This is a genomic window from Burkholderia sp. 4M9327F10, assembly GCF_005503145.1.
Lineage (GTDB): Bacteria > Pseudomonadota > Gammaproteobacteria > Burkholderiales > Burkholderiaceae > Paraburkholderia.
The window spans coordinates 1-25923 of sequence record NZ_SCNV01000050.1 but is presented as its reverse complement, the minus strand read 5'-3'; the positions used below and the strand labels follow the sequence as shown (position 1 = coordinate 25923).

At 63.9% G+C, this 25923-nt stretch carries 25 protein-coding genes; 20 read left to right on the top strand and 5 right to left on the bottom strand.

Annotated elements, in window-relative coordinates; all coding sequences use genetic code 11:
- Positions 1-84 precede the first annotated feature (84 nt).
- Positions 85-510, bottom strand: a complete 426-nt coding sequence (locus FFS45_RS31430) for a hypothetical protein (RefSeq protein ID WP_137958541.1) — start codon at positions 508-510, stop codon at positions 85-87.
- A gap of 368 nt (positions 511-878) precedes the next feature.
- Positions 879-1475 carry a DNA-3-methyladenine glycosylase I gene (locus FFS45_RS31425; protein WP_137958540.1) on the bottom strand — a complete coding sequence of 199 codons (597 nt, stop codon included), beginning with the start codon at positions 1473-1475 and terminating at the stop codon, positions 879-881.
- A gap of 174 nt (positions 1476-1649) precedes the next feature.
- Here FFS45_RS31425 and FFS45_RS31420 point away from each other — a divergent pair, with 174 nt between their 5' ends.
- Both FFS45_RS31420 and FFS45_RS31415 read left to right on the top strand, forming a co-directional pair.
- Positions 1650-2540, top strand: a complete 891-nt coding sequence (locus FFS45_RS31420; RefSeq protein ID WP_137958539.1) for a BadF/BadG/BcrA/BcrD ATPase family protein — start codon at positions 1650-1652, stop codon at positions 2538-2540.
- A gap of 170 nt (positions 2541-2710) precedes the next feature.
- Positions 2711-3532, top strand: coding sequence for a Cof-type HAD-IIB family hydrolase (locus FFS45_RS31415; RefSeq protein ID WP_137958538.1), 822 nt, complete (start codon positions 2711-2713; stop codon positions 3530-3532).
- A gap of 79 nt (positions 3533-3611) precedes the next feature.
- Here FFS45_RS31415 and FFS45_RS31410 read toward each other — a convergent pair whose 3' ends face one another.
- The gene (locus FFS45_RS31410; protein WP_137958537.1) at positions 3612-4286 is read right to left on the bottom strand and encodes a histidine phosphatase family protein; all 675 of its coding nucleotides are present in this window, start codon (positions 4284-4286) and stop codon (positions 3612-3614) included.
- 204 nt (positions 4287-4490) lie between these two features.
- Positions 4491-5234: an aquaporin Z gene (gene aqpZ, locus FFS45_RS31405; protein ID WP_137958536.1), complete on the bottom strand. Its 744-nt coding sequence runs from the start codon at positions 5232-5234 to the stop codon at positions 4491-4493.
- Between the two features lie 297 nt (positions 5235-5531).
- On the opposite strand from aqpZ, the gene FFS45_RS31400 reads away from it, so the two are divergent.
- The gene (locus FFS45_RS31400) at positions 5532-5834 is read left to right on the top strand and encodes an H-NS histone family protein (protein ID WP_137958535.1); all 303 of its coding nucleotides are present in this window, start codon (positions 5532-5534) and stop codon (positions 5832-5834) included.
- A gap of 228 nt (positions 5835-6062) precedes the next feature.
- Here FFS45_RS31400 and FFS45_RS31395 read toward each other — a convergent pair whose 3' ends face one another.
- Entirely contained in the window at positions 6063-7127 is a 1065-nt protein-coding gene (locus FFS45_RS31395) for a glycosyltransferase family 4 protein (RefSeq protein WP_137958534.1), read from the bottom strand.
- A 652-nt stretch (positions 7128-7779) separates the two neighbouring features.
- Between FFS45_RS31395 and flhD the strand changes: the two genes are divergently transcribed.
- From flhD to flhA, 17 genes are all read left to right on the top strand, one after another.
- Positions 7780-8100 (top strand): flagellar transcriptional regulator FlhD, encoded by a 321-nt coding sequence (gene flhD, locus FFS45_RS31390; protein WP_090681330.1) that lies wholly within the window; start codon positions 7780-7782, stop codon positions 8098-8100.
- Between the two features lie 66 nt (positions 8101-8166).
- The gene (gene flhC, locus FFS45_RS31385; RefSeq protein ID WP_137958533.1) at positions 8167-8730 is read left to right on the top strand and encodes a flagellar transcriptional regulator FlhC; all 564 of its coding nucleotides are present in this window, start codon (positions 8167-8169) and stop codon (positions 8728-8730) included.
- Positions 8731-8911: 181 nt separating this feature from the next.
- Positions 8912-9772 carry a flagellar motor stator protein MotA gene (motA, locus tag FFS45_RS31380; RefSeq protein WP_137958532.1) on the top strand — a complete coding sequence of 287 codons (861 nt, stop codon included), beginning with the start codon at positions 8912-8914 and terminating at the stop codon, positions 9770-9772.
- 24 nt (positions 9773-9796) lie between these two features.
- The gene (motB, locus tag FFS45_RS31375) at positions 9797-10804 is read left to right on the top strand and encodes a flagellar motor protein MotB (RefSeq protein ID WP_137958531.1); all 1008 of its coding nucleotides are present in this window, start codon (positions 9797-9799) and stop codon (positions 10802-10804) included.
- An 82-nt stretch (positions 10805-10886) separates the two neighbouring features.
- Positions 10887-11261 (top strand): response regulator, encoded by a 375-nt coding sequence (locus tag FFS45_RS31370; protein WP_137958530.1) that lies wholly within the window; start codon positions 10887-10889, stop codon positions 11259-11261.
- 83 nt (positions 11262-11344) lie between these two features.
- On the top strand, positions 11345-13648 hold the full coding sequence (gene cheA, locus FFS45_RS31365; protein ID WP_137958529.1) for a chemotaxis protein CheA: 2304 nt from the start codon (positions 11345-11347) through the stop codon (positions 13646-13648).
- A gap of 46 nt (positions 13649-13694) precedes the next feature.
- Positions 13695-14228 carry a chemotaxis protein CheW gene (cheW, locus tag FFS45_RS31360; protein ID WP_137958528.1) on the top strand — a complete coding sequence of 178 codons (534 nt, stop codon included), beginning with the start codon at positions 13695-13697 and terminating at the stop codon, positions 14226-14228.
- A gap of 43 nt (positions 14229-14271) precedes the next feature.
- The gene (locus FFS45_RS31355) at positions 14272-16131 is read left to right on the top strand and encodes a methyl-accepting chemotaxis protein (RefSeq protein WP_137958527.1); all 1860 of its coding nucleotides are present in this window, start codon (positions 14272-14274) and stop codon (positions 16129-16131) included.
- Positions 16132-16308: 177 nt separating this feature from the next.
- Complete coding sequence (locus tag FFS45_RS31350; RefSeq protein WP_137958526.1) at positions 16309-17259, top strand: CheR family methyltransferase; 951 nt, start codon at positions 16309-16311, stop codon at positions 17257-17259.
- A complete protein-coding gene (gene cheD / locus FFS45_RS31345; protein ID WP_137958525.1) occupies positions 17256-18047 on the top strand; it encodes a chemoreceptor glutamine deamidase CheD in 792 nt (263 codons plus the stop codon). Before FFS45_RS31350 ends, cheD begins: the two co-directional genes overlap by 4 nt.
- Positions 18048-18052: 5 nt before the next feature.
- Positions 18053-19147, top strand: a complete 1095-nt coding sequence (locus tag FFS45_RS31340) for a chemotaxis response regulator protein-glutamate methylesterase (protein WP_171029809.1) — start codon at positions 18053-18055, stop codon at positions 19145-19147.
- 130 nt (positions 19148-19277) lie between these two features.
- A complete protein-coding gene (cheY, locus tag FFS45_RS31335) occupies positions 19278-19673 on the top strand; it encodes a chemotaxis response regulator CheY (RefSeq protein ID WP_090681358.1) in 396 nt (131 codons plus the stop codon).
- 1 nt (position 19674) lies between these two features.
- Positions 19675-20385 carry a protein phosphatase CheZ gene (cheZ, locus tag FFS45_RS31330; protein WP_137958523.1) on the top strand — a complete coding sequence of 237 codons (711 nt, stop codon included), beginning with the start codon at positions 19675-19677 and terminating at the stop codon, positions 20383-20385.
- A gap of 144 nt (positions 20386-20529) precedes the next feature.
- Complete coding sequence (locus FFS45_RS31325) at positions 20530-21048, top strand: DUF2844 domain-containing protein (RefSeq protein ID WP_137958522.1); 519 nt, start codon at positions 20530-20532, stop codon at positions 21046-21048.
- A gap of 23 nt (positions 21049-21071) precedes the next feature.
- Positions 21072-22340 (top strand): DUF3443 domain-containing protein, encoded by a 1269-nt coding sequence (locus FFS45_RS31320; RefSeq protein ID WP_137958521.1) that lies wholly within the window; start codon positions 21072-21074, stop codon positions 22338-22340.
- A 299-nt stretch (positions 22341-22639) separates the two neighbouring features.
- Positions 22640-23845 (top strand): flagellar biosynthesis protein FlhB, encoded by a 1206-nt coding sequence (flhB, locus tag FFS45_RS31315; protein WP_137958520.1) that lies wholly within the window; start codon positions 22640-22642, stop codon positions 23843-23845.
- The coding region (gene flhA, locus FFS45_RS31310; RefSeq protein ID WP_137958519.1) for a flagellar biosynthesis protein FlhA at positions 23842-25923 on the top strand (2082 nt) is incomplete at its 3' end. The genes flhB and flhA, both read left to right, overlap by 4 nt.

Genomic DNA, 25923 nt, shown 5'->3' with positions numbered 1-25923 from the left:
GTGGGCGTTTTAATGGGCGCTTCAGTCGGCGTTTTTAGACGCCGCTGCCTGATGCCGCTGCCTGATTCCGATGAAAGGGCGCGATCACGCCGCGTTCTTGACCTGCGCCGTGGATAGCCCAAACTGACGGGCGATCGACACCAGCCGCTCTTGCCATTCCCACGTGCCGAATACGTCGTGCACGTTTTGCAGGCAGCTAAGCAGATCGACCGTGACAGGGTCGTAAATATTGATGCGGGCGCGTAGCAGGGCTTTTTTCAGGGCGGCAATGCCAACGTCCATATAGGCCGGCACTTCGATCGGCGCCTTGCCTATGTAACGCACCGGAACGCCTTCCATCGCCGTCATGTAGTCGCGCGGCTTGATGAAGCTGCCGACCGGGCAGCCGCCGCAGTAACCCCGGTAGGCGCCGCCGCCGCGTGGCAGCAGGACAGTGCGCCCCTGGCTGTCGAGGTGGCTGACGGCCCGATTGAATATCTCCTGATGCGTCAGGAAGTTTTGATTTTTCATGGTGTTTCTCCCCTGCGCCGTGCGTGCAGCGGTTCCTTCATGGGTTATTCGAGTGCATCGGCTGTCCCTTCAATTGTTATAACGACTGAAGGCGGTAAAAACGTAGCAGTGCTTTTCCGTAGCACGCAATTTTGACACCTCAAGGCGCTCCCTGGAACCGGCAGGCCTTCCGCAAAGCCATGCTGGGCAAGGCTCTCACGTGCCCGTGCCGGCTCGCTCGGGACTTTCCCGCAGACGTTGAATTTCGCTCGAGAAGTGTGGGGAAAACCACACGGGCAGAGGCGGTGTTCTGCCGTATGGTTTCTCCGTTCGATCTTGCCGCCTGATTTCCGCTTGCCAGCTCACCTGCCCGCCCGTCCCTCCGTCCGTCAGCTCACTTTCCGGTTGCGGCCTTTTTTGCCAAGGGCGGCGCAGCGTGCGCGGCAGTCACAGTCGGCCTGGTGGTCGTTGACCATGCCTACCGCTTGCATGAACGCATAGCAGATGGTGGTGCCGACAAACTTGCAGCCGTAGCGCTTAAGCCCTTTGCTGAGCGCGTCTGAGATTTCGGTTGAGGCGGGCGCGTGCTGATAGGACGCCCAGTCGTTCTGGATCGGTGTCTGATCCACGAACGACCAGATGAAATTGGCGAGCGACCCGTGTTCCGCCTGGATCTGCTGCACGGCGCGCGCATTGGTGATGGCCGCTTCAATCTTGCCGCGGTGACGCACGATGGACTCGTCGAGCACGAGTGTGTCCACATGCTTCGGCGTGAAACGGGCGACCTTGTCGATCTCGAACCCAGCGAACGCCCGGCGGTAGCCCGCGCGTTTGTTCAGGATGGTGGACCACGACAAGCCCGCCTGGGCGCCTTCCAGCACGAGCATTTCGAAGAGGTGCTGGTCGTCGCGCGAGGGCACGCCCCACTCGGTGTCGTGATAGTGTGCGAGCGCTTCGCCCGATGCCCAACTGCATCTCTGTGTCACGTTCCGGCTCCTGCATGGTCATGTGTGTGGAGGGCCCGGTCGGTCCGGGCTTTGCCAGCATATCGGAACGCCGATACGCCGCAACTAGGCCGTTCGGCCAGTTGCCGGATTGAAACGGACCTGCCACGCTATGCGGCAATCCCTGTGCGGCAACTCTCTACTTGCTCTTCCCTGATGAATACAGACCTTTTTCTGATCGGTATAGACGGCGGCGGCAGCGGCACCCGTGTCGTGCTTGGCGACGCGCATGGCCGCGAACTCGCTCAGGCATCTGGCGGTCCGTCCGGGCTGGGCCTCGGTATCGAGCGCGCCTGGCAGGCCATTCAGGCGGGCTGCAGCGAAGCGTTCAAGCTGGCCGGCCTGGGCAACGCTGCGCCGCAATGGGAACGTTGCGTACTCGGCTGCGGACTGGCCGGGGTCAATAATCGCGACTGGCTCGCTGCGTTCCGGGCGCAGGCGCCGCGGCTGGCGGGGCTGGCTGTGGAAAGCGACGCTTACACGACGCTGCTCGGCGCGCATGGCGGCGCCCACGGGGTGATCGTAGCGCTCGGCACGGGCAGCATCGCGGCGGCGGCAGACGGTGACGGGGAGTGCCGGATCGCCGGGGGTTTTGGCTTCCCGTCAGGTGACGAGGCGAGCGGCGCCTGGCTCGGCTTGCGCGCGATCGTGCATGCGCAGCAAGCGCTCGACGGCCGTGCAACGCTCGATGCGTTCGCCAAAGCCTTGCTTGAGCGGGTGGGCGCGCAGGACCGCGACAGCCTGATCGTGTGGCTGTGCTCGGCCAATCAGACGGCCTACGCGAGCCTCGCGCCCATCGTCCTCGCGCACGCCAGTCATCCGTTCGCCGCGCACCTGCTCACCAAAGCAGGTGTGGAAATCGGCAAGATCATCGAAGCTCTCGACCCCTCGGCGCAGTTGCCGGTCGCCCTGTGCGGGGGGCTCGGCGGGCCATTGCGCGACTATGTGCCGCAACGCTTCCAGGCGCGGTTACGCGCACCGCTGGCCGATTCCGCGCATGGGGCGCTGCAACTCGCGCAGCAGGAAGCGGCGCGGCTTGGGGCGTAGGCAATGTGAGGCCAGCGCCGGACCGGAGTGAAATCTTGCGTGGATCCGACGCGCGGGAACCCGCGGCGCGTTGACGGTACCGAAATGGAAGCACTGCAGCAAAAGCGCTGAAGCGAAAGCTTCCGGCAAGGCTAAAATACGGCCTTTGACGTTGCCGGGCTGCTCCCACCATGTACAAAGTCATCGCCACCGATCTCGACGGCACCTTGCTCAACGGCGACCATCAGGTCGATCCGTTCACCGTTGCTACGGTGCGCCGGCTGGAAGCAGCAGGGCTGCAGTTTGTCATTGCGACCGGTCGGCACTATCGTGACGTGGCGGGCATTCGCGACCTGCTGGGCGTGCGCGCCTATCTGATCACGTCGAACGGCGCGCGCGTGCACGCGCCCGACGACACCATGATCTACGCCGACGATCTGCCACCCGCGGCCGTGCATCGCCTCGTGCGGCCGGAAATTGCCGGCGCGCATGGCCGGGTGATCGTCAACCTGTTTGCCGATCAGGAATGGCTGATTGACCGCGACGCGCCGGAACTGCTGCGCCTGCATCAGGATTCGGGCTTTAGCTATGAGGTGACGGACTTGCAGCAGCACGACGGTGCGGGCATCGCAAAGGCTTTATATATTGGCGAACCTGCGGACCTCGCACCGGTCGCGGCGAACCTGCAACGCGAGTTCGGCGACGCGCTGTACGTCACCTACTCGCTGCCGGACTGCCTGGAGGTCATGACCTCGAACGTCTCGAAGGGTCGCGCACTGAAGTTCGTGCTCGACCGGCTGGGCGTGGAAACCGCCCGTTGCGTCGCGTTTGGCGACAACATGAACGATATCGACCTGCTCGAAACCGCCGGCCATCCGTTCATGATGAACAACGCCAATCCCGATCTGATCAAGCGTTTGCCGAATGTGCCGCGCATCGGCAACAACTTCGAAGCGGGCGTTGCGCATCATCTGCGCAAGCTGTTCGCGCTGGGTGACGAACTCGCGTCGTGATGGGCCGCTGGCGCCAATAGCGCTCAAGTCCGGGTAGCGCGCGCAGCGCTCTTGGCGTCCTTGGCGGTATGAGCACCGCCTACTGCGCCGCGCCCGAAGCCGCAGCCGGCGGCAGTGCCGCGCATGGGCAGTCCGTCGAGCGGCCGTTCAGGCCTTCCTCACTGTGCTCGAAGGTCGCGCGTGGCGCTCCGCTGCGCCAGTCGAGCTTGACGATATAAATGCTGTCGAAATCGTCGCTATGCCATTTGGGTACCTCACCGGCGTTGCCGCCGTGGCTGCTCACGATCTGCCGCACGAGCTTTTCGATCAGCTTGTGCTCCCATGCCACCACGACCAGCTTGTCGCGATACGCCGGATCGAGCAGGGCACTGCCGAGCTTGTCGATCTGCGCATAGCCGTATGGCGTTTGCACAGGCATCTGGAACTGGATGGCAGTCGGCTCGATGGTCGCCAGTGGCCGCACGTAGTAATAGGGACGGCCGCCGTCGTTCTTCTGCTGGCCGGGATCGGGCGCGAAGATCGCATCAGGCTTGCCGAACTTGGCGGCGATTACCGCGGGTAGCGCCAGCGAGCGGTTGAGCCCCTGGCAATCGAGTTGGCCGAAACCCTGAGCCGGCTTCTCGCCATGACGGACGAACACCAGCGTCTCGACCGGGTTGCCGGCCGCTTGCGCCGGGGCGGACAGCATGGCGCCGCCGCATGAAGCGGCGAGCCAGAGCGCAACGCCGTGCAGGAACTGGCGGGAACGGATCATCGGGAGCCTCTTTGCGAGCCGTGTGAAAGTCGGACGATTCTAGCAGTGGCCTCACGTCCCGCGGCTGACCGGCCGCACCGCGTGCCAAGGGGAATGCAGAATCAAACGTGGAATCAGGCGCAGGACAAACCCACAGCCATTGACGCAGCCAAACGCAAAGCGGGCGCCGAAGCGCCCGCTTTGTCATGCTGTCTGCGCAGCCGGTCAGTCAGCCAGTGCAGCGCGCGCGTCGAGCGGCTCGCGGCTTGCCGCGATAGCGGGATAGACGAGTCCGGCGATGACGGCGCCGAGGATAGGCGCAACCCAGAACAGCCAGAGCTGGTCGACTGCCGCACCGCCCACGAACAGCGCCGGACCGGTGGAGCGTGCCGGATTGACCGAGGTGTTCGTCACCGGGATCGAGATCAGGTGGATCAGCGTCAGGCACAGGCCGATGGCGATCGGTGCGAAGCCGGCCGGCGCGCGCTTGTCGGTCGAGCCGAGAATGACGAACAGGAAGAATGCCGTCATCACCACTTCGCAGATGAACGCGGCCATCAGCGAGTAGTGGCCGGGCGAGCGGTCGCCGTAGCCGTTGCTGGCGAAGCCGCTCGACACCAGGTCGAAGCCCGGCTTGCCGCTTGCGATCAGTGACAGCACGAAGGCGCCGAGCACGGCGCCAATCACCTGGGCGACGATGTACGGCGCCAGGTCGCGCGCCGGAAAGCGGCCCGCCACGGTCAGCCCTACGCTCACGGCCGGATTCAGGTGGCAGCCCGAGATATGGCCGATGGCATACGCCATGGTCAGCACGGTGAGGCCGAACGCGAACGCAACACCCACGAAGCCGATGCCCAGCCCATGCACCGGACCGGCGAAGTTGGCGGCGAGGACGGCGCTGCCGCAACCCCCGAGGACAAGCCAGAAGGTGCCGAACAGCTCGGCCACGAGGCGCTTGGACAACTGCATGATGTGGAATCCTAAAAAGTTTTATCTGCTGGAGGCGGCGCTAGGGGAATTCAAGAACCTGCCTTCGAGCGCAAAATTCTAAGGAAATATTGACAGCCTGGGTGTCAAGAATTGTCAATCATGCACTTTGCGGATTGGATTATTTCGCGATAAAGGACGGATACATTTAACAATTCATCAATCGATAATAAATTTATCAGACGATATCTTGAATTGTGAGTATTACTGTCCATTGCGAAATCTGCTAATTACGGCTAGTCTCCGTGACAATGCGTTCTACAAAAAGGGAGAACTGAAATGTCGCAATATGCTGAACTTAAGGCGCAGATCGCCAAATTGCAGGCTCAGGCGGACGAAGCGCGACGTACCGAACTCGACAATGTCATCGAGGAGATCCGCGGCAAGATCTCGGAGTATGGCTTGACGGCCCAGGATCTGGGTTTTGCAGTGGCCGCCCGGCGCGGACGCCCGCCCAAGAAGGCGCCGCTGCCGCCGAAGTATCAGGATCCGAAGTCGGGCAATACGTGGAGCGGCCGCGGCAAGCCGCCCAAATGGATTGCCGGCAAGAACCGCGAGCGCTTTTTGATCGAGCAGGTTTAGCCGCAGCGGACGTTTTTCGTCATGAAAGCTTTCTGAAGGTCAGTGCGATTCAGGCGGCTTAATCGTGCCGAATACGTATCGAAATTGTGGCGGAATTTGTCGGTAAAAAAGCCACCCTTGAGGGGTGGCTTTTTAGAAGGTGGCCGCTTTATCTGCGCGGTTGCGCACGCGCAAACGATTCACATGGCGTTTTTAGGCGCAATTAGCCAAAGGCAGTGCGGAAGAATGCTAGCCCACCGCTACGCGGCGCAACAGCGGGCGGCGCTCTGCTTCAATCAGGGCGGTATAGCCGTCCAGATAGTTCTGCGCCATGGTTTTCGCGCTAAAGCGGCGCTCGAACTGGGCGCGGATTTCCGTGCGCGACAGTTCGTCCAGCCGTTGCAGCGCGGCGACGGCCCCTTGCACGTCTTCGACCACGAAGCCGGTCACGCCGTGGTCGATCACCTCCGGCACTGAGCCGCGGTTGAACGCAATCACCGGCGTGCCGCAGGCCATCGATTCGATCATTACCAGCCCAAACGGCTCCGACCAGTCGATCGGGAACAGTAGCGCCTTGGCTCGCGAGAGGAATTCCGGCTTCTGCGCTTCGTTGATTTCGCCGACGAACTCGACGTGCGCCTGCGACAGCAGCGGCTCGATCTCGGTCTTGAAGTATTCCTGGTCGACCTTGTCCACCTTGGCGGCGATCTTCAGCGGCAGACCGCTTTGTGCAGCGATCTTGATAGCTGTATCGACGCGCTTCTCCGGACAGATACGGCCGAGGAACGCCAGATATTCGGGTTTCTTGTGCGGCTGCGGCGTGAGCAACTGCTCGGGCAGGCCGTGGTAGATCGTGTTGAGCCAGTTGGCCTGCTGGAGCGGCAGGCGCTGCGAATCGGAAATCGACACCACCGGCACTTGCGTGAACGTATCGAACACCGGCTGCAGCTCGGGCAGGTCGAGACGCCCGTGCAGGGTGGTCACGAACGGCGTGCCGAGCGTGGAGAACAGCGGGAACGGCAGGTAGTCGAGGTGAAAGTGCAGCACGTCGAACTCGTGAGCGACGCTGCGCACCTTTTCCAGCAGCAGGATGTGCGGCGCCATCGCGTCGCGCACCGTCGGGTCGAGACGCAGCGCGCGCGGCCAGGACGCCTCGAGTCTGGCTGAGGTGACGGAGTCGCCGCTGGCGAACAGCGTCACGTCATGGCCGAGCTCGACCAGCGCCTCCGTCAGGTAGGACACCACCCGCTCGGTGCCGCCGTAAAATTTCGGCGGTACGGCTTCGTATAAAGGCGCAATTTGTGCGATTCGCATGCGTACTCTCCTTGTTCATAGGGGCCTCGCACAACGGCGCTCGGGTCGAGCGGGGGCGAATGCCTTGCGGACGGTCGGGCGCGGTAGGCCGCCGCCCAGCGGTAACCCGACACTGCATCGGGTTATCCCTTAAGGCCATTATCTGGATCGGCCGGCGCAATTCGAGTTATTTTTCAAACGCTTAATGTTGTTACAGCGCGATACACCATGCGTAACAGGTCGCGCCGGACCACACCGCAGCCGGCAGAGGACCCCTCAGCAAACACCGTGCCGCGGCCCAAGGGTTCAGGCGATAGAGAATTCGATGCGTCGCGCATAGCCAGGGTTTGTTGCAGTGGCGTGAAAAACATCTATAATCGGCCGCACCGCTCAAAGGTGCGTAAAATAGTTCAGGATCGCGCACCGATCGATCCCCCAAAAAGCCCCTCCTGCCTTTCATTCCCATTCCAGTGCGAGTTTTGTAGGAAAAATTCCTACAGAATATATGGAGCATTCCGTCAGCCAAGCGGGGTGTCTGTCCGATTTCCGTCCGGTTTCCCTTTCGACACAATGCTGGCAAGACCATAAACGGGCCGTTCGTGCGTGTGTAGCGCGCGCGTTCGAGCAAACGTTTCCGTAACGGCCTGACCAGCCAGATCGACTCGGGGGAATCATGAGCACCACTAGTGAAATGCTCAACGAGATAAGAGAAGTGAACCTTTCTTATCTTCTGCTCGCTCAGCGTCTGCTGCGTGAAGATAAGCCTATGGGCATGTTCCGCATGGGCATTTCGGATCAGCTGGCCGATGTCATTGCCAATCTGTCGCTGGCGCAGACCGTCAAGCTGGCCGCGTCCAGCCAGGTGCTATGCCGCTTCCGCTTCGACGACCATGCTGTCCTTTCGGCGCTTGCCGACAAGGGCAAGACCAGCGCCATTGCTCAGGCGCATTCCGCGATCCTGATGGCTAGCCAGCCCGTCGAGCAGGTCGGCTGATGCCGGCACTCGAACTCCACGGCAGCAAAACCGACCAGTAACACCAGGACGCGGGAAGCCGAGCGGATGGCCACTAAAAGTGTAGTACTCGAAGTCAGGGAAATTACCCTGGCGATCGAACTGATCGAACTCGGCGCGCGTTTGCAGCTGCTCGAGGCCGAGACCAGCCTGTCACGCGACCGGCTCATCAAGCTGTACAAGGAATTGAAAGGGGTGTCGCCGCCCAAGGGCATGCTGCCGTTCTCGACAGACTGGTTCATGACCTGGCAGCCGAACTTTCATTCGTCGCTGTTCTATAACATTTACCGCTTCATGGCGGACCACGGCGGCTGCGAGACGATCCAGTCGATCGTCAAGAGCTACCGGCTGTACCAGGAACACGTCCAGATGCACGACGACGAACCGGTGCTCAGCCTGACCCGCGCGTGGACGCTGGTGCGTTTTTTCGACTCCGGCATGTTGCAGATGACGGCATGCACCCGCTGCGGCGGCCATTTCGTCGCCCATGCGCATGATCCGCAGCACGGATTTGTCTGTGGATTGTGCCAGCCGCCGTCCCGTGCAGGTAAGACAAAGAAAGTTGCCGAAGCCAAGGTGCGTGCGAGCCAGCTCGCCGAACTGGAAGTTTGAGCGTTCACGCGGGCAGCCCCGCCCCGCTTGCATCGCAGCCCGGGCACCCCGCCCGGGTCCCGCCCACCCCGCCTGTGGTTTACACCGCCTCTCCAACTCGCTTTTGCACCAAAGTTTTCCGCCCGCTTGCCGTAAACCAGATTAACGACGGACTCCGTCGCTTCCTTGTGAGGGCTCGGCTGTGCTGATTTTCGTGGGAACACTCGTGACGCTGTTGTCCGTTTTCGGCGGTTATGCGCTGGAAGGCGGTCATTTGGGCGCGCTGCTTCAGCCAGTCGAACTGCTGATGATCGGGGGCGCAGGCGTCGGCGCATTCGTCCTCGGCAACGGGATGAAAACGATCAAGGCGACAGTTGGCGTGATTCCGACCCTTTTTAAGGGGTCCAAGTACAACAAGGACGTGTACATGGAGCTGATGGCGCTCCTCTACGTCCTGCTGGCCAAGGCGCGCAAAGAAGGCACGCTGACGCTCGAAGCCGATATCGACGATCCGTCGAAGAGCCCGATCTTCACGCAATACCCGAAGATCCTCGCCGACAAGCACATCATCGAGTTCCTGACCGACTACCTGCGTCTGATGGTGGGCGGCAACATGAACGCGTTTGAAATCGAAAGCCTGATGGACGAGGAAATCGAAACCCATCACACCGAAGGCGAAGCGCCGGCGCATGCGCTGGCCAAGGTCGGCGACGCCATGCCGGCATTCGGGATTGTCGCGGCGGTGATGGGCGTGGTGCACACCATGGCCTCGGCCGACAAGCCGCCCGCTGTGCTCGGCGAGATGATCGCCCAGGCGCTGGTCGGCACCTTCCTCGGCATTCTGCTTTCGTACGGTCTGATCGGGCCGCTCTCGAGCGTCGCGGAACAGCGCGTCGCCGAGTCGACCAAGATGTTCCAGTGCATCAAGGTGACGATCCTCGCGAGCCTGAATGGCTATGCGCCGGCGATCGCCGTCGAATTCGGCCGCAAGGTGCTCTTCTCGACTGAACGCCCGTCGTTCAGCGAGCTGGAAGAGCACGTGCGCCGCGTGAAAGCCAAGTAACCGCGCGGGCCAGGAACTGATTCGATGAGCAAGGACAAAGACCGCGCAATCGTCGTCAAGCGCTCCGCACCGAAGAAGGCGGGCCATCACGGCGGCGCCTGGAAGCTCGCGTATGCGGACTTCATGACGGCGATGATGGCGTTCTTCCTGCTGATGTGGCTGCTCAGTTCAGCCTCGACCGTGCAGCTGAAGGGCATTGCCGATTACTTCAACCAGCCGCTCAAGATCACGCTGTGGGGCGGTGACCGGAGCGCGGAAGACTCGAGCATCCTGAAGGGCGGCGGCCGCGATATTTCGACTGACCAGCAAGGCATCACGCGTCAGAGCGACGGTTCGATGAGCCGCTCCGACCACACGGTGGCGCATAACGACGACGAGTCGATGGATCAGTCGAAGGGGCAGCTCGAACGGCAGGAGCAGGTGCGTCTGCACGATCTGCAGGTCAAGCTGATGGCCGCGATCGAGGCCAACCCGGTGTTGCGCCAGTTCAAGCAGCAGATCCGTATTGATTCGACGCTCACAGGGTTGCGCATCGAAATTGTGGACTCGCAGAAGCGGCCGATGTTCGACACCGCCCGCGACGAGGTCGAGCCGTATATGCGCGACATTCTGCGTGCCATCGGCAACACGCTGAACGACGTGCCGAACCGCATCATCGTGCAGGGGCACACCGACGCCGTGCAGTACGCCGGCGGCGAGAAGGGATACAGCAACTGGGAACTGTCGGCGGACCGCGCGAACGCATCGCGCCGCGAGCTGATTGCGGGCGGGATGGACGAATCGAAGGTGATGCGTGTGATCGGCATGGCGTCGACGCAGAACCTGAACAAGGCCGATCCGCTCGATCCCGAAAACCGCCGTATCAGCATCCTGGTGCTGAACAAGAAGTCGGAAGAGGCGATGATGCACGACGACTCGACCACGACCACCTTGTCCGACGATGCGGCCGGTTCGGGGCAGGCGCCCTTGCTGCAACAGATTGCGCAACCGCCGACGGTTGCACCAAAGGCGCCCGGCGTGGCGTCGCATTGAAGGACACGATGGCCTGAGCCGGCGTTGCCGCCCATGCGGCGCGCGAGCCCAGGCGATCCATAGTGAGCGCAGCGAGGTTTTAATGATCAGGCACATTCTGGCAATCGACGACTCGGCAGCGATGCGGCAGATTCTTGCCGCCACACTGACGACGGCCGGCTATGAGGTGACGCTCGCGGCCGACGGCAATGAGGGCCTGGAGAATGCGCTCGCCATGTCGTTCGACCTCGTGCTGACCGACCAGCACATGCCGGGCAAGACCGGCCTCGATCTGATCGCCGCGTTGCGCGGCAACCCGGCCTACCAGGTAACGCCGATCCTCGTCCTCACGACGGAATCCGGCGAGCCTTTCAAGGAAGCGGCGCGGGCGGTGGGGGCGACTGGCTGGATCGAAAAGCCGCTCGACCCCGACATGCTGACCGAACTGGTCGCGGCGCTATCCGAGTCGGGCAACTGAGCTCACGAACGTTTACATAAGCGCCTTTACACAAGCGGCACGGCTGCCAAAGCCCAGACAGGAACTCTCGCGGTGACCCAGGCATGACACTCGACATCACTCAGTTCTATCAGACGTTCTTCGACGAAGCGGACGAACTGCTCGCGCAGATGGAGCAGTTGCTGCTCAATCTGGACATCGGCCATCCCGATCCGGAAGACCTCGCGGCAATTTTCCGCGCAGCTCACTCGATCAAGGGCGGCGCGGCGACGTTCGGCTTCACCGCCCTCACCGAAACGACTCACATCCTCGAATCGCTGCTCGACCGCGCGCGCAATAACGAACTCGTGCTGCGCAAGGACATGATCGACACGTTCCTCGAAACCAAGGACGTGTTGTCCGGCCAGCTCGCGGACTACCGCGCGAGCGCCGAGCCGGACGCAGCCGTGGCTCGCGCGATTCAGGCCAAGCTCGAACAGCTCTACGCGGAAAGCCGCTTCGGCGAGACGCAGGCGGCAGCAGCGCCCGCACCGGCGGCGGCACCCGCTGCGCCGGCGCCCACGCCGGTGCCGGCAGCGGGCGGCGACGGCCATCCGCCCGAGCACGTGGTCGAACAGGCGGTTCAGGCAGCAGGCGAATTATCGGGTAACGCACCGGCGCAGACCGGCGCGGCAGCTACAACAGACACAGGCGGGGCGGCAGGCGAAGACGGCGGCCCCCATCTGAAAATCACGCTACGGGGTGTAGGTGAGAAGGACCAGGAACTGCTGGCCGAAGAGCTCGGCAACCTGGGGCATATCGTCGGGCAGGTCAAGGCGGGCGGCGATCTGACGCTGTGGCTGCAGACCGATGTCACGTCCGACGACATTATCGCCGTGTGCTGCTTCGTGATCGACGACAGTCAGATCTCGATTGGCCGCGGCACGGCGCCGGTAGACGAAGCGCAGCAAGGCGAACCTGGAACGCCTGCCGCTGCGCAACCCGCACCGGCGCCTGCGGCTGCGCCCGCACCGCAGGCCAGCGCGGCCGCGCCGACGCATGGGCTGTTCCAGGCGCCGGCGCAGCCCGCGGCAGCGGCTGCGGCGCCTACGCCGGCGGCTCCGCCTGCACCGGCTGCGGTCGCGCCCGCGCCTGCAGCGGCGCCGGCCGCACCGGCTGCGGCAGCACCGGCCGGAGGAGAAACCGACCGCAAGGCGCGTCCGGCAGCCGCCGCCGCAGCCGAAGGCAGTTCGATCCGGGTGGGCGTCGAGAAGGTCGACCAGTTGATCAACCTGGTCGGCGAGCTGGTGATCACGCAGGCAATGCTGGCCGAGACCACCAGCACCTTCGATCCGGCGCTGCACGACCGCCTCTTCAACGGCATGGCGCAACTGGAGCGCAATGCCCGCGATCTGCAGGAAGCGGTGATGTCGATCCGCATGATGCCGATGGATTACGTCTTCAGCCGCTTCCCGCGTCTGGTGCGCGATCTGGCGGCGAAGCTCGGCAAGGAGGTCGAACTCGTCACCTTCGGTCAGGCGACCGAGCTCGACAAGAGCCTGATCGAGCGGATCATCGACCCGTTGACCCACCTCGTGCGCAACAGTCTCGATCACGGTATCGAAACGGTGGAAGCGCGCCGTGCGGCGGGTAAGGATTCGACCGGCCAACTGGTGCTGTCGGCCGCGCACCACGGCGGCAACATCGTCATCGAAGTGAGCGACGACGGCGCCGGCCTGCGCCGCGACAAGATTCTCGCCAAGGCTGCCAAGCAGGGTATGCAGGTCAGCGAAAGCATGACCGACGACGAAGTCTGGAACCTGATCTTCCTGCCGGGCTTCTCGACCGCGGAGCAGGTGACCGACGTGTCGGGCCGTGGCGTCGGCATGGATGTGGTGAAGCGCAACATCCAGTCGATGGGCGGTCATGTCGAAATCAGTTCGCAGGCAGGCAAGGGCAGCACCACGCGCATTGTCTTGCCGCTCACGCTGGCCATTCTCGACGGCATGTCGGTGAAGGTCGGCAACGAGATCTTCATTCTGCCGCTGAACTTCGTCATGGAGTCGCTGCAGCCGCAGGCCGAGGACATCTACACGGTGGCCAACGGCGAGCGGGTGGTGCGGGTGCGCGGCGAATACCTGCCGCTCGTCGCGTTGCATGAAGTGTTCTCGGTGGCCGATGCGAAGTCGGAGCCGACCCAGGGCATCGTCACGATCATGCAGACCGAAGGACGGCGCTTCGCCATGCTGATCGACGAACTGGTCGGCCAGCAGCAGGTGGTCGTGAAGAATCTGGAAACGAATTACCGCAAGGTGCACGGCATTTCCGCCGCGACCATTCTCGGCGACGGCAGTGTCGCGCTGATCGTGGACGTGGCGGCACTGAACCGCGAGACGCGCAACGCGCATGGCGCAATGAGCCTCGCGTAACTTTTATTACTTAACTTGTTTCATCCCAACCGTTTTGGGGGCTAACGTGGCAGAAGTCCAATCCATCAATTCGAGCGTCGCCAATGGCGGTACGAATGGCCGCCGCGACGCGCTGCAGGCCGATGCCGGCGGTCAGGAGTTTCTGGTCTTTACGCTCGGCGCCGAAGAGTACGGCATCGACATTCTCAAGGTGCAGGAAATCCGCGGCTACGACAGCGTGACGCGCATCGCGAACGCGCCCGATTTCATCAAGGGTGTGATCAATCTGCGCGGCATCATCGTGCCGATCGTCGACATGCGCATCAAGTTCCATCTGGGCCGCGTCGAGTACGACCACCAGACCGTCGTGATCATCCTGAACGTCGCGCACCGCGTGGTCGGGATGGTGGTGGACGGCGTGTCGGACGTGCTGACGCTGCAGATGGACCAGATCATGCCGGCGCCGGAATTCGGCGCGACGCTCACGACCGAGTACCTGACGGGTCTCGGCACCGTCGACGGCCGCATGCTGATCCTGATGGACATCGAAAAGCTGATGACCAGCCGCGAAATGGCATTGATCGAGTCGCTCGGCGGCTAAGTGCAGCAGGCAGGCACATGACTGGACAACAGGGAGCATCAACATGCTGAGCAGGTGGTCGATTCGTACGTCGTTGACCGTGGTTGGGATCGTTCTGGCTGCGCTGACGATCGTGGTCGGCGCACTCGGCCTGACTGCGCTGAACCGCGCCAGCCAGTCGCTCGACAGCATTGCGCGGGGCGATCTGGTGGCCATTCATGCGCTCGACGACGCATCGGCCTATCTGTTGCGCTCACGTATCGCAGTCGACCGCTACAACACGCTGACCGCGGCCGGCAAGGCCGACGAGGCGAAGACGGTGCTCGACCGCGCGCAGGAGCTGCTCGCCAAGGGCAACGAGAGCTGGCAGACGTTTGTGGATGCGCCCAAGACCGGCGTCGACCAGGCGCAGCTTGACGACCTGTTAGCGCGCCACGCGACCGTGATGCACGACGGCGTGGAGCCGGAGTTCGCGGCACTGCGCGCCGGTGACCAGGCAGGTTATCACGCGATTGCGGATACGAAGATCAGCCCGCTTTTTATCGCCTACGACAATGCCGCCTCGGCGGTCGTGAAGGCCTTGCAGAAGCTGGCGGCCGATCAGCAGGCGGCGGCCCAGTCGAACGTCACGCTGATGACCACGTTGATCATCGCAGTCGGCCTGTTCGCCCTGGTGCTGGTGGTGTTGATCCGCTTCGCGCTGCGCGGCCTGATCGTGCAGCCGCTCAATGACGCAACGGCCTGCTTCGAGCGGATCGCTTCCGGCGACCTGACGCAACCGGTGGACGTGTTCAGCACCAACGAGATCGGACGCCTGTTCGGCGGCATCAAGCAGATGCAGGACAGCCTCACGAAGATGGTCAAGTCGGTGCACACCAGTACCGAATCGATCGACACCGGCGCGCGCGAGATCGCCATGGGCAACACCGATCTGTCGCAACGCACCGAACAGCAGGCCGCCTCGCTGCAGCAGACCGCATCGAGCATGGAGCAACTGACCGGCACCGTGCGGCAGAACGCGGAGAATGCCCGCCAGGCGAGCCAGCTCGCGGTCAACGCCTCGGACATCGCCACCCGCGGTGGCGACGTGGTGAGCCAGGTGGTGCACACGATGCAGGACATTGCCACCAGCTCGAACAAGGTGGTGGACATCATCGGCGTGATCGAGGGCATTGCCTTCCAGACCAACATCCTCGCGCTCAACGCGGCGGTCGAAGCCGCCCGCGCGGGTGAGCAGGGCCGCGGCTTCGCGGTGGTGGCCGGTGAAGTGCGCAGCCTCGCGCAGCGTAGCGCGAGCGCCGCCAAGGAAATCAAGGAACTGATCGGCGACTCGGTCGACAAGGTGCAAAGCGGCTCGGAACTGGTGGGCCGGGCAGGCACGACGATGGAAGAGATCGTTCAGGCCGTGCGCCGCGTGACCGACATCATGGGCGAGATCAGCGCGGCGTCGGAGGAACAGTCCACCGGCATCGAGCAGGTCAACCGCGCCGTGGTGCAGATGGACGAAGTCACGCAGCAGAATGCCGCGCTCGTCGAAGAGGCGGCCGCTGCGGCGGCGTCGCTCGAAGAGCAGACGCGCCAGTTGCAGACGGTGGTCGGCGGCTGGCGGGTGGAGGGCGGCCAGCGTGCGGCGCCTGCTACGCGCAGCAGTGCACCGGCAGCTCGCAGCAAGACTGTGCCGCGCGCCCAGTCTGCCGCGTCCGTGCCTAAAGCAGCGGTTGCCGCTCCGGCGCATGTGCAGGCCCACGCACCGGCTGCCGCTGCGCCCGCAACGAAACACGAAGCACCGCGCGCTGCTGCTCCGGCACGGGCCGAACCGGCGCTCAGGCCGAAGTCTGCGGCAGGCGCCGCCGAACCCGCGGCACGGCCGGCCACAACGGGCGCCGCCTCGGCAGGGTCGGACGCGGACTGGGAAACGTTTTAAGGAATGGCATTCGGTTATGCAGGCTTTCGGCTCCGCGCCGCAGTATGGGCGACTCATTGAAGCACGCTCACAAGGCGTGTTTCGGGCCGCCGGCAGGTTGGAAACACTCGCGGGCGGGCGCGACCCCGCGGTGCAAGTCCCGAGAGGGGACGCTTCGTATCGCAGGCAGGAAACATCATGATGGCAACGCGCGCACAGAATCGTCCCGACAAGGCGGAACCTGCGAAAGCGGGTGACCAGGGGCGTGATTTCGAATTCACCTCGGCGGATTTCGCTCGCATTCGCGAACTGATCCACCGCGGCGCCGGCATCTCGTTGTCGGACCATAAGCGCGACATGGCATATAGCCGCCTTGCGCGGCGTTTGCGCGCACGTGGCCTCGACAGCTTCCGCGAATACCTCGACCTGCTCGAATCCGAGAACGATCCGGCCGAGTGGGAGGCGTTCACCAATGCGCTGACCACCAACCTGACCGCGTTCTTCCGCGAGGCGCATCATTTTCCGATTCTGGCGGAGTTCGTCCCCAAGCGTCAGCAGCCGGTATCGGTATGGTGCTCGGCGGCTTCGACGGGCGAAGAGCCGTATTCGATCGCGATGACGCTGATCGAAGCGCTCGGCGACAGCGCCGCGCGCCAGGCCACGGTGCTTGCTACGGACATCGACACCCAGGTGCTCGCCAAGGGCGAAGCGGGCATGTACCAGTTCGACCAGGTCAAGCACCTCTCGCCCGAACGGCTCAAGCGCTTTTTCCTGAAGGGCACCGGCGCGCATGCCGGCCTGGTGAAAGTGCGGCCCGAGGTGCGCGCGATGATCCGCTTCCAGCAACTGAACCTGACGGACCGCGATTACGGCCTGCGCTCGCAGTTCGACGCGATCTTCTGCCGCAACGTGATGATCTACTTCGACAAGCCGACCCAGGCGCAGGTGCTCTCGCGCTTCGATCCGCTGATGAAGCCGGGCGGCCTGCTGTTCGCCGGCCACTCGGAGAACTTCACCTACGTCACACAGTCGTTCCGCCTGCGCGGCCAGACCGTCTACGAACTGACCCGCGACGCTGGCGCCGCGCGCCCTGCGAACCGCAGCCCGGCCCCGGCGGGTCAGACCTCGACTAGCGGGGTGAGCGTATGAGTAGCGCCCTGCCCATTGCCACCAATCTGTATTTCGACAACCACTTCCAGCGCCCCGGCGTGAAGCTGTTGCCGAACGAGTTCTATACGACGCACGAAGACATGGTGCTGGTCACCGTGCTCGGTTCGTGCGTGGCGGCCTGCATTCAGGATCGCACCGCCGGCATCGGCGGCATGAACCACTTCATGCTGCCCGACGACGGCGCCGATGTCGGCCAGGCCGCTTCGGACTCGATGCGCTACGGCGCCTACGCCATGGAAGTGCTCATCAACGAGCTGATCAAGGCCGGTGGCCGGCGCGAGCGTTTCGAGGCCAAGGTGTTCGGCGGCGCCGCCGTGCTGGCCGGCATGACGACGATGAATATCGGCGACCGCAATTCCGAGTTCGTGCGCCGCTATCTGGCGCTCGAAAAAATCCGCATCACCGCCGAGGACCTGCAAGGCGGCCACCCGCGCAAGGTGGCCTTCATGCCGCGTACCGGCCAGGTGATGGTGAAAAAGCTTCGCCTGCAGCAGGAAGCGGGGGTGGCCGAACGCGAGCAGGCGCTCGCCCGGCAGACCTCCGAGCAGCGCGCCGAGCGGCTCGCGAAGGCCCGCGAGCGGGTCGAGCTGTTCGCCGCGCCGGCCGGCCAGAACGCGCGGCCACGGGTCGAACTGTTTGGCGCAGGTTCGGCCGCGGGTGCGGGATCAGGGTCGAGCCCCGCGGCTGGCAAGCCGCGCATCGAGCTATTTGGCGCAACCCCGCGCCCGATTAATTCAAACAACGCCAGAACTGCCGAGGAGGCGTGAGAGCTGTGCAAAAGATCAAGGTATTGTGCGTCGACGATTCGGCGCTGATCCGCAGCCTGATGACGGAAATCATCAATGGCCAGCCGGACATGACCGTCGTAGCCACCGCGCCCGACCCGCTGGTCGCGCGTGAACTCATCAAGCAGCACAACCCGGACGTGCTGACGCTCGACGTCGAAATGCCGCGCATGGACGGTCTCGACTTCCTCGAGAAGCTGATGCGCCTGCGCCCGATGCCGGTGGTGATGGTGTCGTCGCTGACCGAGCGCGGTAACGAAATCACGCTGCGCGCGCTGGAACTGGGTGCGGTCGATTTCGTCACCAAGCCGAAGGTCGGGATTCGCGACGGCATGCTCGACTACGCGGAAAAGCTAGCCGACAAGGTGCGCGCCGCTGCCCGTGCGCGCGTGCGCCAGGCTGCCCCGGTGCAGCACGCCGGCACGCCGGCTGCCGCGGGCGCCCAGGCGGCTGCTCCGGCGCCGAACTTCAACAATCCGCTGCTCAGTACGGAAAAGCTGATCATCGTGGGCGCCTCGACGGGCGGCACCGAAGCGATCCGCGAGGTGCTGGTGCCGCTGCCGCCGGATGCGCCCGCGGTGCTGATCGCGCAGCACATGCCGCCGGGTTTCACAAAATCTTTCGCGCAACGCCTTAATGGCTTGTGCAGAATTACCGTTAAAGAGGCAGAGCACGGCGAACGCGTGTTGCCGGGACATGCTTATATTGCCCCTGGCCACGCCCACCTGTTGCTAGCACGTAGCGGCGCGAACTATATTGCACACCTGTCCGACGACCCGCCGGTCAACCGGCACCGTCCGTCTGTCGACGTGTTGTTCCGTTCCGCCGCGCAGCACGCCGGCAAGAACGCCGTCGGCGTGATCCTCACGGGGATGGGCCGCGACGGTGCGGCCGGACTGCTGGAAATGAAGAAAGCAGGCGCGTATACGCTTGCGCAGGACGAAGCGAGCTGTATCGTGTTCGGCATGCCGCGCGAAGCCATTGCGCTAGGCGCCGCCGACGAGATTGCCTCGTTGCCCGAGATGAGCCGGCGCGTCATGGTGCGCCTCTCGTCGATGGGCGACCGCGTACAGCGGGTATGATGCGGCCGGACGGCAAGCATCTGGCATGGGACCGGGGTAACGTGCTCGCGCACGAACCCGGGTCGACACGGGCCTGATCGAACTGGCGCTCACCCGCCGCACCATCTGGGATAAGGGAAAGGGAATTGAAATGGATAAGGGAATGAAGATTCTGGTCGTAGATGACTTTCCGACGATGCGCCGGATCGTGCGCAATCTGTTGAAAGAACTGGGCTATTCGAACGTCGACGAGGCGGAAGACGGCGCAGCGGGCCTGGCCCGTCTGCGCAGCGGCGCTTATGACTTCGTGATTTCCGACTGGAACATGCCGAATCTCGACGGTCTGGCGATGCTCAAGGAAATCCGCGCCGACGCGAGCCTCACGCACCTGCCGGTGCTGATGGTGACGGCCGAGTCGAAGAAGGAAAACATCATCGCGGCGGCCCAGGCCGGCGCGAGCGGCTACGTGGTCAAACCGTTCACGGCGGCGACCCTCGACGAGAAGCTCAACAAGATTCTCGAGAAGATGGCGAAAGCCGGGAGCTGACGTGAACCAGCCGACCAACACGGCAGCCGTCGAGACGCACGACGGCGGCGGGGATATTACAAGCGACCGCATTCTTGCCCGCATCGGGCAGCTGACGCGCACCTTGCGCGACTCGATGCGCGAACTCGGGATCGACAAGCACGTCGAGCGGGCGGCGGAAGCCGTGCCCGACGCGCGCGACCGTCTCAAGTACATCGCCAACATGACCGAGCAGGCCGCCGAGAAGGTGCTGAGCTCGATCGAAGTGGCGAAGCCGATGCAGGAGCAGTTGCAGCAGGACGCAGCCGTGCTGGATGCGCGCTGGGAACAATGGTATGCAGCGCCGATCGAACGCGAGGAAGTGCGCGCGTTGATGAACGACACGCGCACCTTCCTGCGCGGCGTGCCCGAAGTGACCACGGCGACCAACGCCCAGTTGCTCGAAATCATGCTGGCACAGGACTTTCAGGATCTGACCGGTCAGGTGATCAAGAAGATTACCGAGGTCGTGTACCTGATCGAGCAGCAACTGCTCGGCGTGCTGATCGAGAACATCGCGCTCGAACGGCGCGAGCAGTTCGCGGCCACCGCTGCGACGCTGGCGGCCCAGCCGTCGCCGACCGGCAGCCCGGAAGGCTTGCTGAACGGGCCGCAGATCAACCCGGAAGGCAAGGCCGACGTGATGCAGGATCAATCGCAGGTCGACGACCTGCTGGCGAGCCTCGGCTTCTAGGCCGGCGGGCGGGCACGGCGGGGTACGTCCCCCGGGAAGAATCCTTCCTGCGATTGAGCGCTGCCGTGCCGTATCATCTTGGATAAATGCGGGCGCCCATGCGATGCTTGGGCCGTTGCGCAGTCGACCGGGAGGAGCTTCGCCATGCCGAGCCGTGTACGCCGCGCCGTCTTCACGACGGCGCTTGGATTGTCGTGTGTAATTCCCGCCGTTCAGTCTGCCCATGCGGCGCTGGGCGGCAGCCCAATGACGCCGCCTGCCGGCGCCTCAGTCACCACCCAGACCGTTTCTCCTACTGCCGTTCTGCACGCCGCCTCCGGCGCAGCGTCCGCGGCCAGCACCAGCTCTTCCTACACCGTGCGGGCGACGACGCTTGGCAATGGCACCGTCGTGCACGAGTATCTGGCAGCGGACGGCAGCGTGTTCGGCCTCGCCTGGCGCGGGCCGCAAATGCCCAACCTGAACGATCTGCTCGGCACCTATTTCCCGCAGTACCTCGCCGGCGTCGAAGCCGTGCGGGCGGCGCGCGGTGGACACGGGCCGGTGGCGGTCGACCAGAGCAGCCTCGTGGTCCACTCCGGTGGCCATATGGGCGCATTCGTGGGGCAAGCGTGGCTGCCGCAGGCGTTGCCTGCCGGCGTCAGCGGTTCCGACATCCAGTGACAGACACGTGCGGGAGACGAGCCATGCAAGGTGCAGCAAAGCTCAAGGGATGGTTGCAGATCACGGCCACGGTCGCGCTGGTGTCGCTGCTGGCGGCATGCGGCGGCGGAGGCGGCAGCAGTAACAACAGCAGCAGTAGCAGCTCCTCGAGTTCCTCGAGCGAGACCGCCGGCTTGCCGGCGAGCCCGACGGCGCAGCCGATTGCCGCAACCGCCTCGAATACGGTGGCCGTGACGGTTGGCCAGGGTGTGGCGAGCGTTATCAATATTCCGACCGTGACGGTGACGGTTTGCGCGCCGAACTCGAGCAATTGCCAGACCATCAGCAATGTTCAGGTGGATACCGGCTCTTACGGGCTGCGGATCGCCAGTGGCGTGTTGAGCGTTGCGCTGCCGAACGCCGCCGTCCCCAATGGGTCCGGCACGCTGGTGGAATGTACGAATTTCGCGGACGGTTACTCGTGGGGCTCGGTGCGCACGGCAACGGTACAGATTTCCGGCGAGACCGCCACGAGCATTCCGGTTCAGGTACTCGGCGACGTGAACTTTTCTGTACCAACCAGCTGCGCCAGCGGCACCGAAGAGAACTCCCCCAGCGCGCTTGGCGCCAACGGGATTCTCGGTATCGGCGTGGCGCCGGTTGACTGCGGCTCCACCTGCGCGAGCGCGTCCACGGCTGCCCAGTACAGCAATTACTACGCGTGCAGCGGCTCGAGTTGCTCGCAGACGCAGGTGCCGGACTCCGACCAGGTGACGAACCCGGTTTCGAAGTTCGCCACCGACAATAACGGCGTCATCGTGCAGATGCCGCCGATTTCGAGCACCGGCGCCGGGTCGGCCACCGGTACCTTGGTGTTCGGTATCGGCACGCAGTCGAACAACACGCTCGCGGCGGCGAAGACCTTTACGACCGATGACTACGGCGATCTGAACAACAGTACGTTCAATGGCACCACGCTGGCGGCGTTCTTCGATTCAGGCTCGAACTCGTATTTCTTCACCGATAGTGCGCTGGCCTTGTGCGGCAGCACGTACAGCGGGTTCTACTGCCCGAGCACCGGGCAGACCCTGTCGGTCAATCTGGTGGGGCTGAACGGCGCGTCCGCCACGGCCAGTATCGGTGTCCTGAGCGCGGCGACCCTGTTCAGCAACAGCAGCAACTACGCATTCAACGACCTGGCGGGCCAGATCGGCGGATCTGACAGCTTCGATATCGGTTTGCCGTTCTTCTACGGCCGTTACATGTACTTCGGCATCAGCAGTAGCAGCCAGTCGCCGTACGTCGGTTACTGAGCCACGGCTGTGCGCTGACGCGGGCTTGGGGGACTGAAACCAGCACCGAAGCCCGCGCGTACGACCCAACCACCCGTTCCGCATATCACCGCGCCGCAACGGGTGGATCCGCCTTCCCGCCCAGGCGCCGCCGGAGCCCGCTGCGGCAGCGCGCCGCCCGGCTGCCGCGCTTCTTGCGTCCCCATCTCTCGAAATACCGCCGTTTCCCCGCCCTTATCAGCCGATCATGGCTTGAGTTCAGCAGGAATAATCGCTCTCACTGGAAAAAGGCATGGTGCCGTTACCGTTTGGAGAGCTGCGTGGCAGGGGATAGCGACCTCGAAAAAACCGAATCAGCCACTCCCAGGCGCCTCGAAAAGGCGCGGGAAGAGGGGCAGATCGTACGTTCGCGGGAGCTGGTCTCGTTTGCGCTGCTGTCGGCCGGCTTTTACGGCGCGTGGGCGTTCTCCGGGATGATCGGCGATCGCCTGGAGTCGATGCTGCGCGGCGCCTTCACGTTCAATCACGAGAGCGTCTTCGAGACCCGGCGCATGCTGATCGGCGCGGGCGCCGCCAGCATCGAGGCGCTGCATGCGCTGGTGCCGATCCTCGCCATGACCGGCCTTGCCGCCTTGCTGTCGCCGCTCGCGCTGGGCGGCTGGCATGTGTCGTCCAAGTCGCTCGAACCCAAATTCAGCCGGCTCGACCCGATCGCCGGGCTTGGCCGGATGTTTTCGATCAACGGGCCGATCCAGCTCGGCATGTCGCTCGCCAAGACCCTGGTGGTGGGCGGGATCGGCGGACTGTCGATCTGGAACCGCCACGACGAAATTCTCGCGCTGGCCACCCAGCCGCTTACCGTGGCGTTTGCCAACGCGGGACACCTGATTGCGGTCTGCTGCGGCATGACGGTGGCGGGCATGTTCCTCGTGGCGGCGCTCGATGTCCCGTATCAGATCTGGAATTACCACAAGAAGCTCCGCATGACGAAGGAAGAAGTGAAGCAGGAGCACAAGGAAAGCGAAGGCGATCCGAAGCTGAAGGGGCGCATCCGAGCCCAGCAGCGCGCCATTGCGCGGCGCCGGATGATGAGCAAGGTGCCGAAAGCCGATGTGGTGGTGACCAACCCGACGCACTTCGCCGTGGCGCTGAGCTACAGCGACGGCGAGATGCGCGCGCCGAAGGTGGTCGCCAAGGGCGTGAACCTGGTGGCCGCGCGGATTCGCGAGCTGGCTGTGGAGAACAACGTGCCGCTGCTGGAAGCGCCGCCGCTCGCGCGAGCGCTGTATCACAACGTCGAGCTCGACCGCGAAATTCCCGGCGCACTGTACGGCGCGGTCGCGGAAGTGCTGGCGTGGGTCTATCAACTGCGCCGCTTCAAGAGCGAAGGCGGCGTGGCGCCGGTCGCGCCGACCGAGTTCGATGTGCCTGCCGAACTCGACAAGGGGCCGGTATCCGACGAAGAGGCGAACGACGAAGCCGCCGAAGCCCTTAACGATGACAAGGCACCTGGAGCCTCCGCATGAACGCACGCGCCGGTTTCCTGGCCCGACGGCCCGACGCACTGAACAGCACCAACCTGCGCGCACTCGCAGGTCCGGTGCTGATCGTGATGATCCTCGGCATGATGATTCTGCCGTTGCCGCCGTTTCTGCTCGATCTGCTGTTCACCTTCAATATCGCGCTGTCCGTGATGGTGCTGCTCGTCAGCATGTACACGATGAAGCCGCTCGACTTCGCGGCCTTCCCGAGCGTGCTGCTGTTCTCGACGCTGCTGCGCCTCTCGCTGAACGTCGCGTCGACCCGGGTGGTGCTGCTCGAAGGCCACACCGGCCCCGATGCGGCCGGTCAGGTGATCGAATCGTTCGGCCACTTCCTCGTGGGCGGCAACTTCGCAGTCGGCATTGTGGTGTTCATCATCCTGATGGTGATCAACTTCATGGTGATCACCAAGGGTGCGGGCCGGATTGCCGAAGTGTCCGCGCGCTTCACGCTCGATGCGATGCCCGGCAAGCAGATGGCGATCGACGCCGACCTGAACGCCGGCATCATCAACGAAGACCAGGCCCGCAAGCGCCGTCTGGAAGTGGGCCAGGAAGCCGAGTTCTACGGCTCGATGGACGGTGCGAGCAAGTTCGTGCGCGGCGATGCGATTGCCGGCCTGCTGATCATGGTGATCAACATCATCGGCGGCCTGATTGTCGGCGTGGTCCAGCACAACATGGACTTCGCGTCGGCCGCCAAGAACTACACGCTGCTCACCATCGGTGACGGCCTCGTCGCGCAGATTCCCTCGCTGGTGATCTCGACGGCCGCCGGTGTGATCGTCTCGCGCGTGGCGACCAACGAAGACATCGGCACGCAGTTGACCGGGCAGTTGTTCACCAACCCGCGAGTGCTGGTCATCACGGGCTGCATTCTGGTGCTGATGGGCCTGATCCCCGGCATGCCGCACTTCGCCTTCCTGCTGCTGGGCGGCGGCCTGATCCAGCTTGGCCGGATGATGACGAAGCGCGCCGCCGAGCGCAAGAATACGGCCGCCCTCGTCGAGGTGGCGCCGACCGCGCTCGCGCCGACCGAGAACACCGAGGCAAGCTGGGAAGACGTGACGATGATCGACACGTTGGGCCTCGAAGTCGGCTACCGGCTGATCCCGCTCGTCGACAAGAACTCCGACGGCGAACTGCTCAAGCGGATCAAGAGCATCCGCAAGAAGTTCGCTCAGGAAATCGGCTTCCTGCCGCCGGTGATCCACATCCGCGACAACCTCGAACTGCGGCCCAATGGCTACCGGATCGCGCTGAAGGGCGTCGAAGTGGGTGTCGGCGAAGCCTATCCGGGCCAGTGGCTGGCCATCAACCCGGGTCAGGTGAGCGCGGCGCTGCCGGGCACGCCGACCCAGGATCCGGCCTTCGGCCTGCCGGCCATCTGGATCGACACCAACCTGCGCGAGCAGGCTCAGGTGTACGGCTACACGGTGGTCGATTCGAGTACGGTGGTCGCTACTCACCTGAACCACCTGGTGGTTACGCACGCCTCCGAACTGCTCGGCCGCCGCGAAATCCAGGCGCTGATCGAACGGATGCAGAAGGACACCCCGTCGCTCGTCGACGATCTGATTCCGAAGTCGCTCTCGCTCACCACGCTGCAGAAGGTGTTGCAGAACCTGCTGGAAGAAGGCGTGCCGATCCGCGACATGCGCACGATTCTGGAAGCGCTGGCCGAGCACACGCCGAAGGTCAGCGACCCGCACGAACTGACCGCCGCCGTGCGTCTCGCACTGGGCCGCGCGATTACCCAGCAGTGGTTCCCCGGCACCGGCGACATGCAGGTGATGGGCCTCGATTCGAATCTCGAACGCGTGCTGTCGCAGGCGCTGTCGACCGGTCCGAATCCGGGCCTGGAACCAGGCCTTGCTCATACGCTGCTGACCGAGACGCAGAAGGCGATGACGCGTCAGCAGAACCTCGGACTCGCGCCGGTGCTGCTGGTGCAGCACTCGTTGCGGCCGATGCTCGCGCGCTTTCTGCGCCGCAGCCTGCCGCAGTTGAAGGTGCTGTCGTATGCGGAAGTGCCCGACACCCGCAACGTGAAGGTGGTGAAT

What these genes read in the sequence shown, in the direction of transcription:
- FFS45_RS31420 (WP_137958539.1), top strand. Translation starts at nt 1,650, where the DNA reads ATGAATACAGACCTTTTTCTGATCGGTATAGACGGCGGCGGCAGCGGC.
- flhC (WP_137958533.1), top strand. Translation starts at nt 8,167, where the DNA reads ATGGCCACTAAAAGTGTAGTACTCGAAGTCAGGGAAATTACCCTGGCG.
- FFS45_RS31320 (WP_137958521.1), top strand. Translation starts at nt 21,072, where the DNA reads ATGCAAGGTGCAGCAAAGCTCAAGGGATGGTTGCAGATCACGGCCACG.
- FFS45_RS31395 (WP_137958534.1), bottom strand. Translation starts at nt 7,127, where the DNA reads ATGCGAATCGCACAAATTGCGCCTTTATACGAAGCCGTACCGCCGAAA.
- FFS45_RS31430 (WP_137958541.1), bottom strand. Translation starts at nt 510, where the DNA reads ATGAAAAATCAAAACTTCCTGACGCATCAGGAGATATTCAATCGGGCC.
- FFS45_RS31400 (WP_137958535.1), top strand. Translation starts at nt 5,532, where the DNA reads ATGTCGCAATATGCTGAACTTAAGGCGCAGATCGCCAAATTGCAGGCT.
- FFS45_RS31370 (WP_137958530.1), top strand. Translation starts at nt 10,887, where the DNA reads ATGATCAGGCACATTCTGGCAATCGACGACTCGGCAGCGATGCGGCAG.
- FFS45_RS31350 (WP_137958526.1), top strand. Translation starts at nt 16,309, where the DNA reads ATGATGGCAACGCGCGCACAGAATCGTCCCGACAAGGCGGAACCTGCG.
- FFS45_RS31325 (WP_137958522.1), top strand. Translation starts at nt 20,530, where the DNA reads ATGCCGAGCCGTGTACGCCGCGCCGTCTTCACGACGGCGCTTGGATTG.
- cheD (WP_137958525.1), top strand. Translation starts at nt 17,256, where the DNA reads ATGAGTAGCGCCCTGCCCATTGCCACCAATCTGTATTTCGACAACCAC.
- FFS45_RS31415 (WP_137958538.1), top strand. Translation starts at nt 2,711, where the DNA reads ATGTACAAAGTCATCGCCACCGATCTCGACGGCACCTTGCTCAACGGC.
- FFS45_RS31355 (WP_137958527.1), top strand. Translation starts at nt 14,272, where the DNA reads ATGCTGAGCAGGTGGTCGATTCGTACGTCGTTGACCGTGGTTGGGATC.
- aqpZ (WP_137958536.1), bottom strand. Translation starts at nt 5,234, where the DNA reads ATGCAGTTGTCCAAGCGCCTCGTGGCCGAGCTGTTCGGCACCTTCTGG.
- motB (WP_137958531.1), top strand. Translation starts at nt 9,797, where the DNA reads ATGAGCAAGGACAAAGACCGCGCAATCGTCGTCAAGCGCTCCGCACCG.
- cheY (WP_090681358.1), top strand. Translation starts at nt 19,278, where the DNA reads ATGGATAAGGGAATGAAGATTCTGGTCGTAGATGACTTTCCGACGATG.
- cheA (WP_137958529.1), top strand. Translation starts at nt 11,345, where the DNA reads ATGACACTCGACATCACTCAGTTCTATCAGACGTTCTTCGACGAAGCG.
- flhD (WP_090681330.1), top strand. Translation starts at nt 7,780, where the DNA reads ATGAGCACCACTAGTGAAATGCTCAACGAGATAAGAGAAGTGAACCTT.
- FFS45_RS31410 (WP_137958537.1), bottom strand. Translation starts at nt 4,286, where the DNA reads ATGATCCGTTCCCGCCAGTTCCTGCACGGCGTTGCGCTCTGGCTCGCC.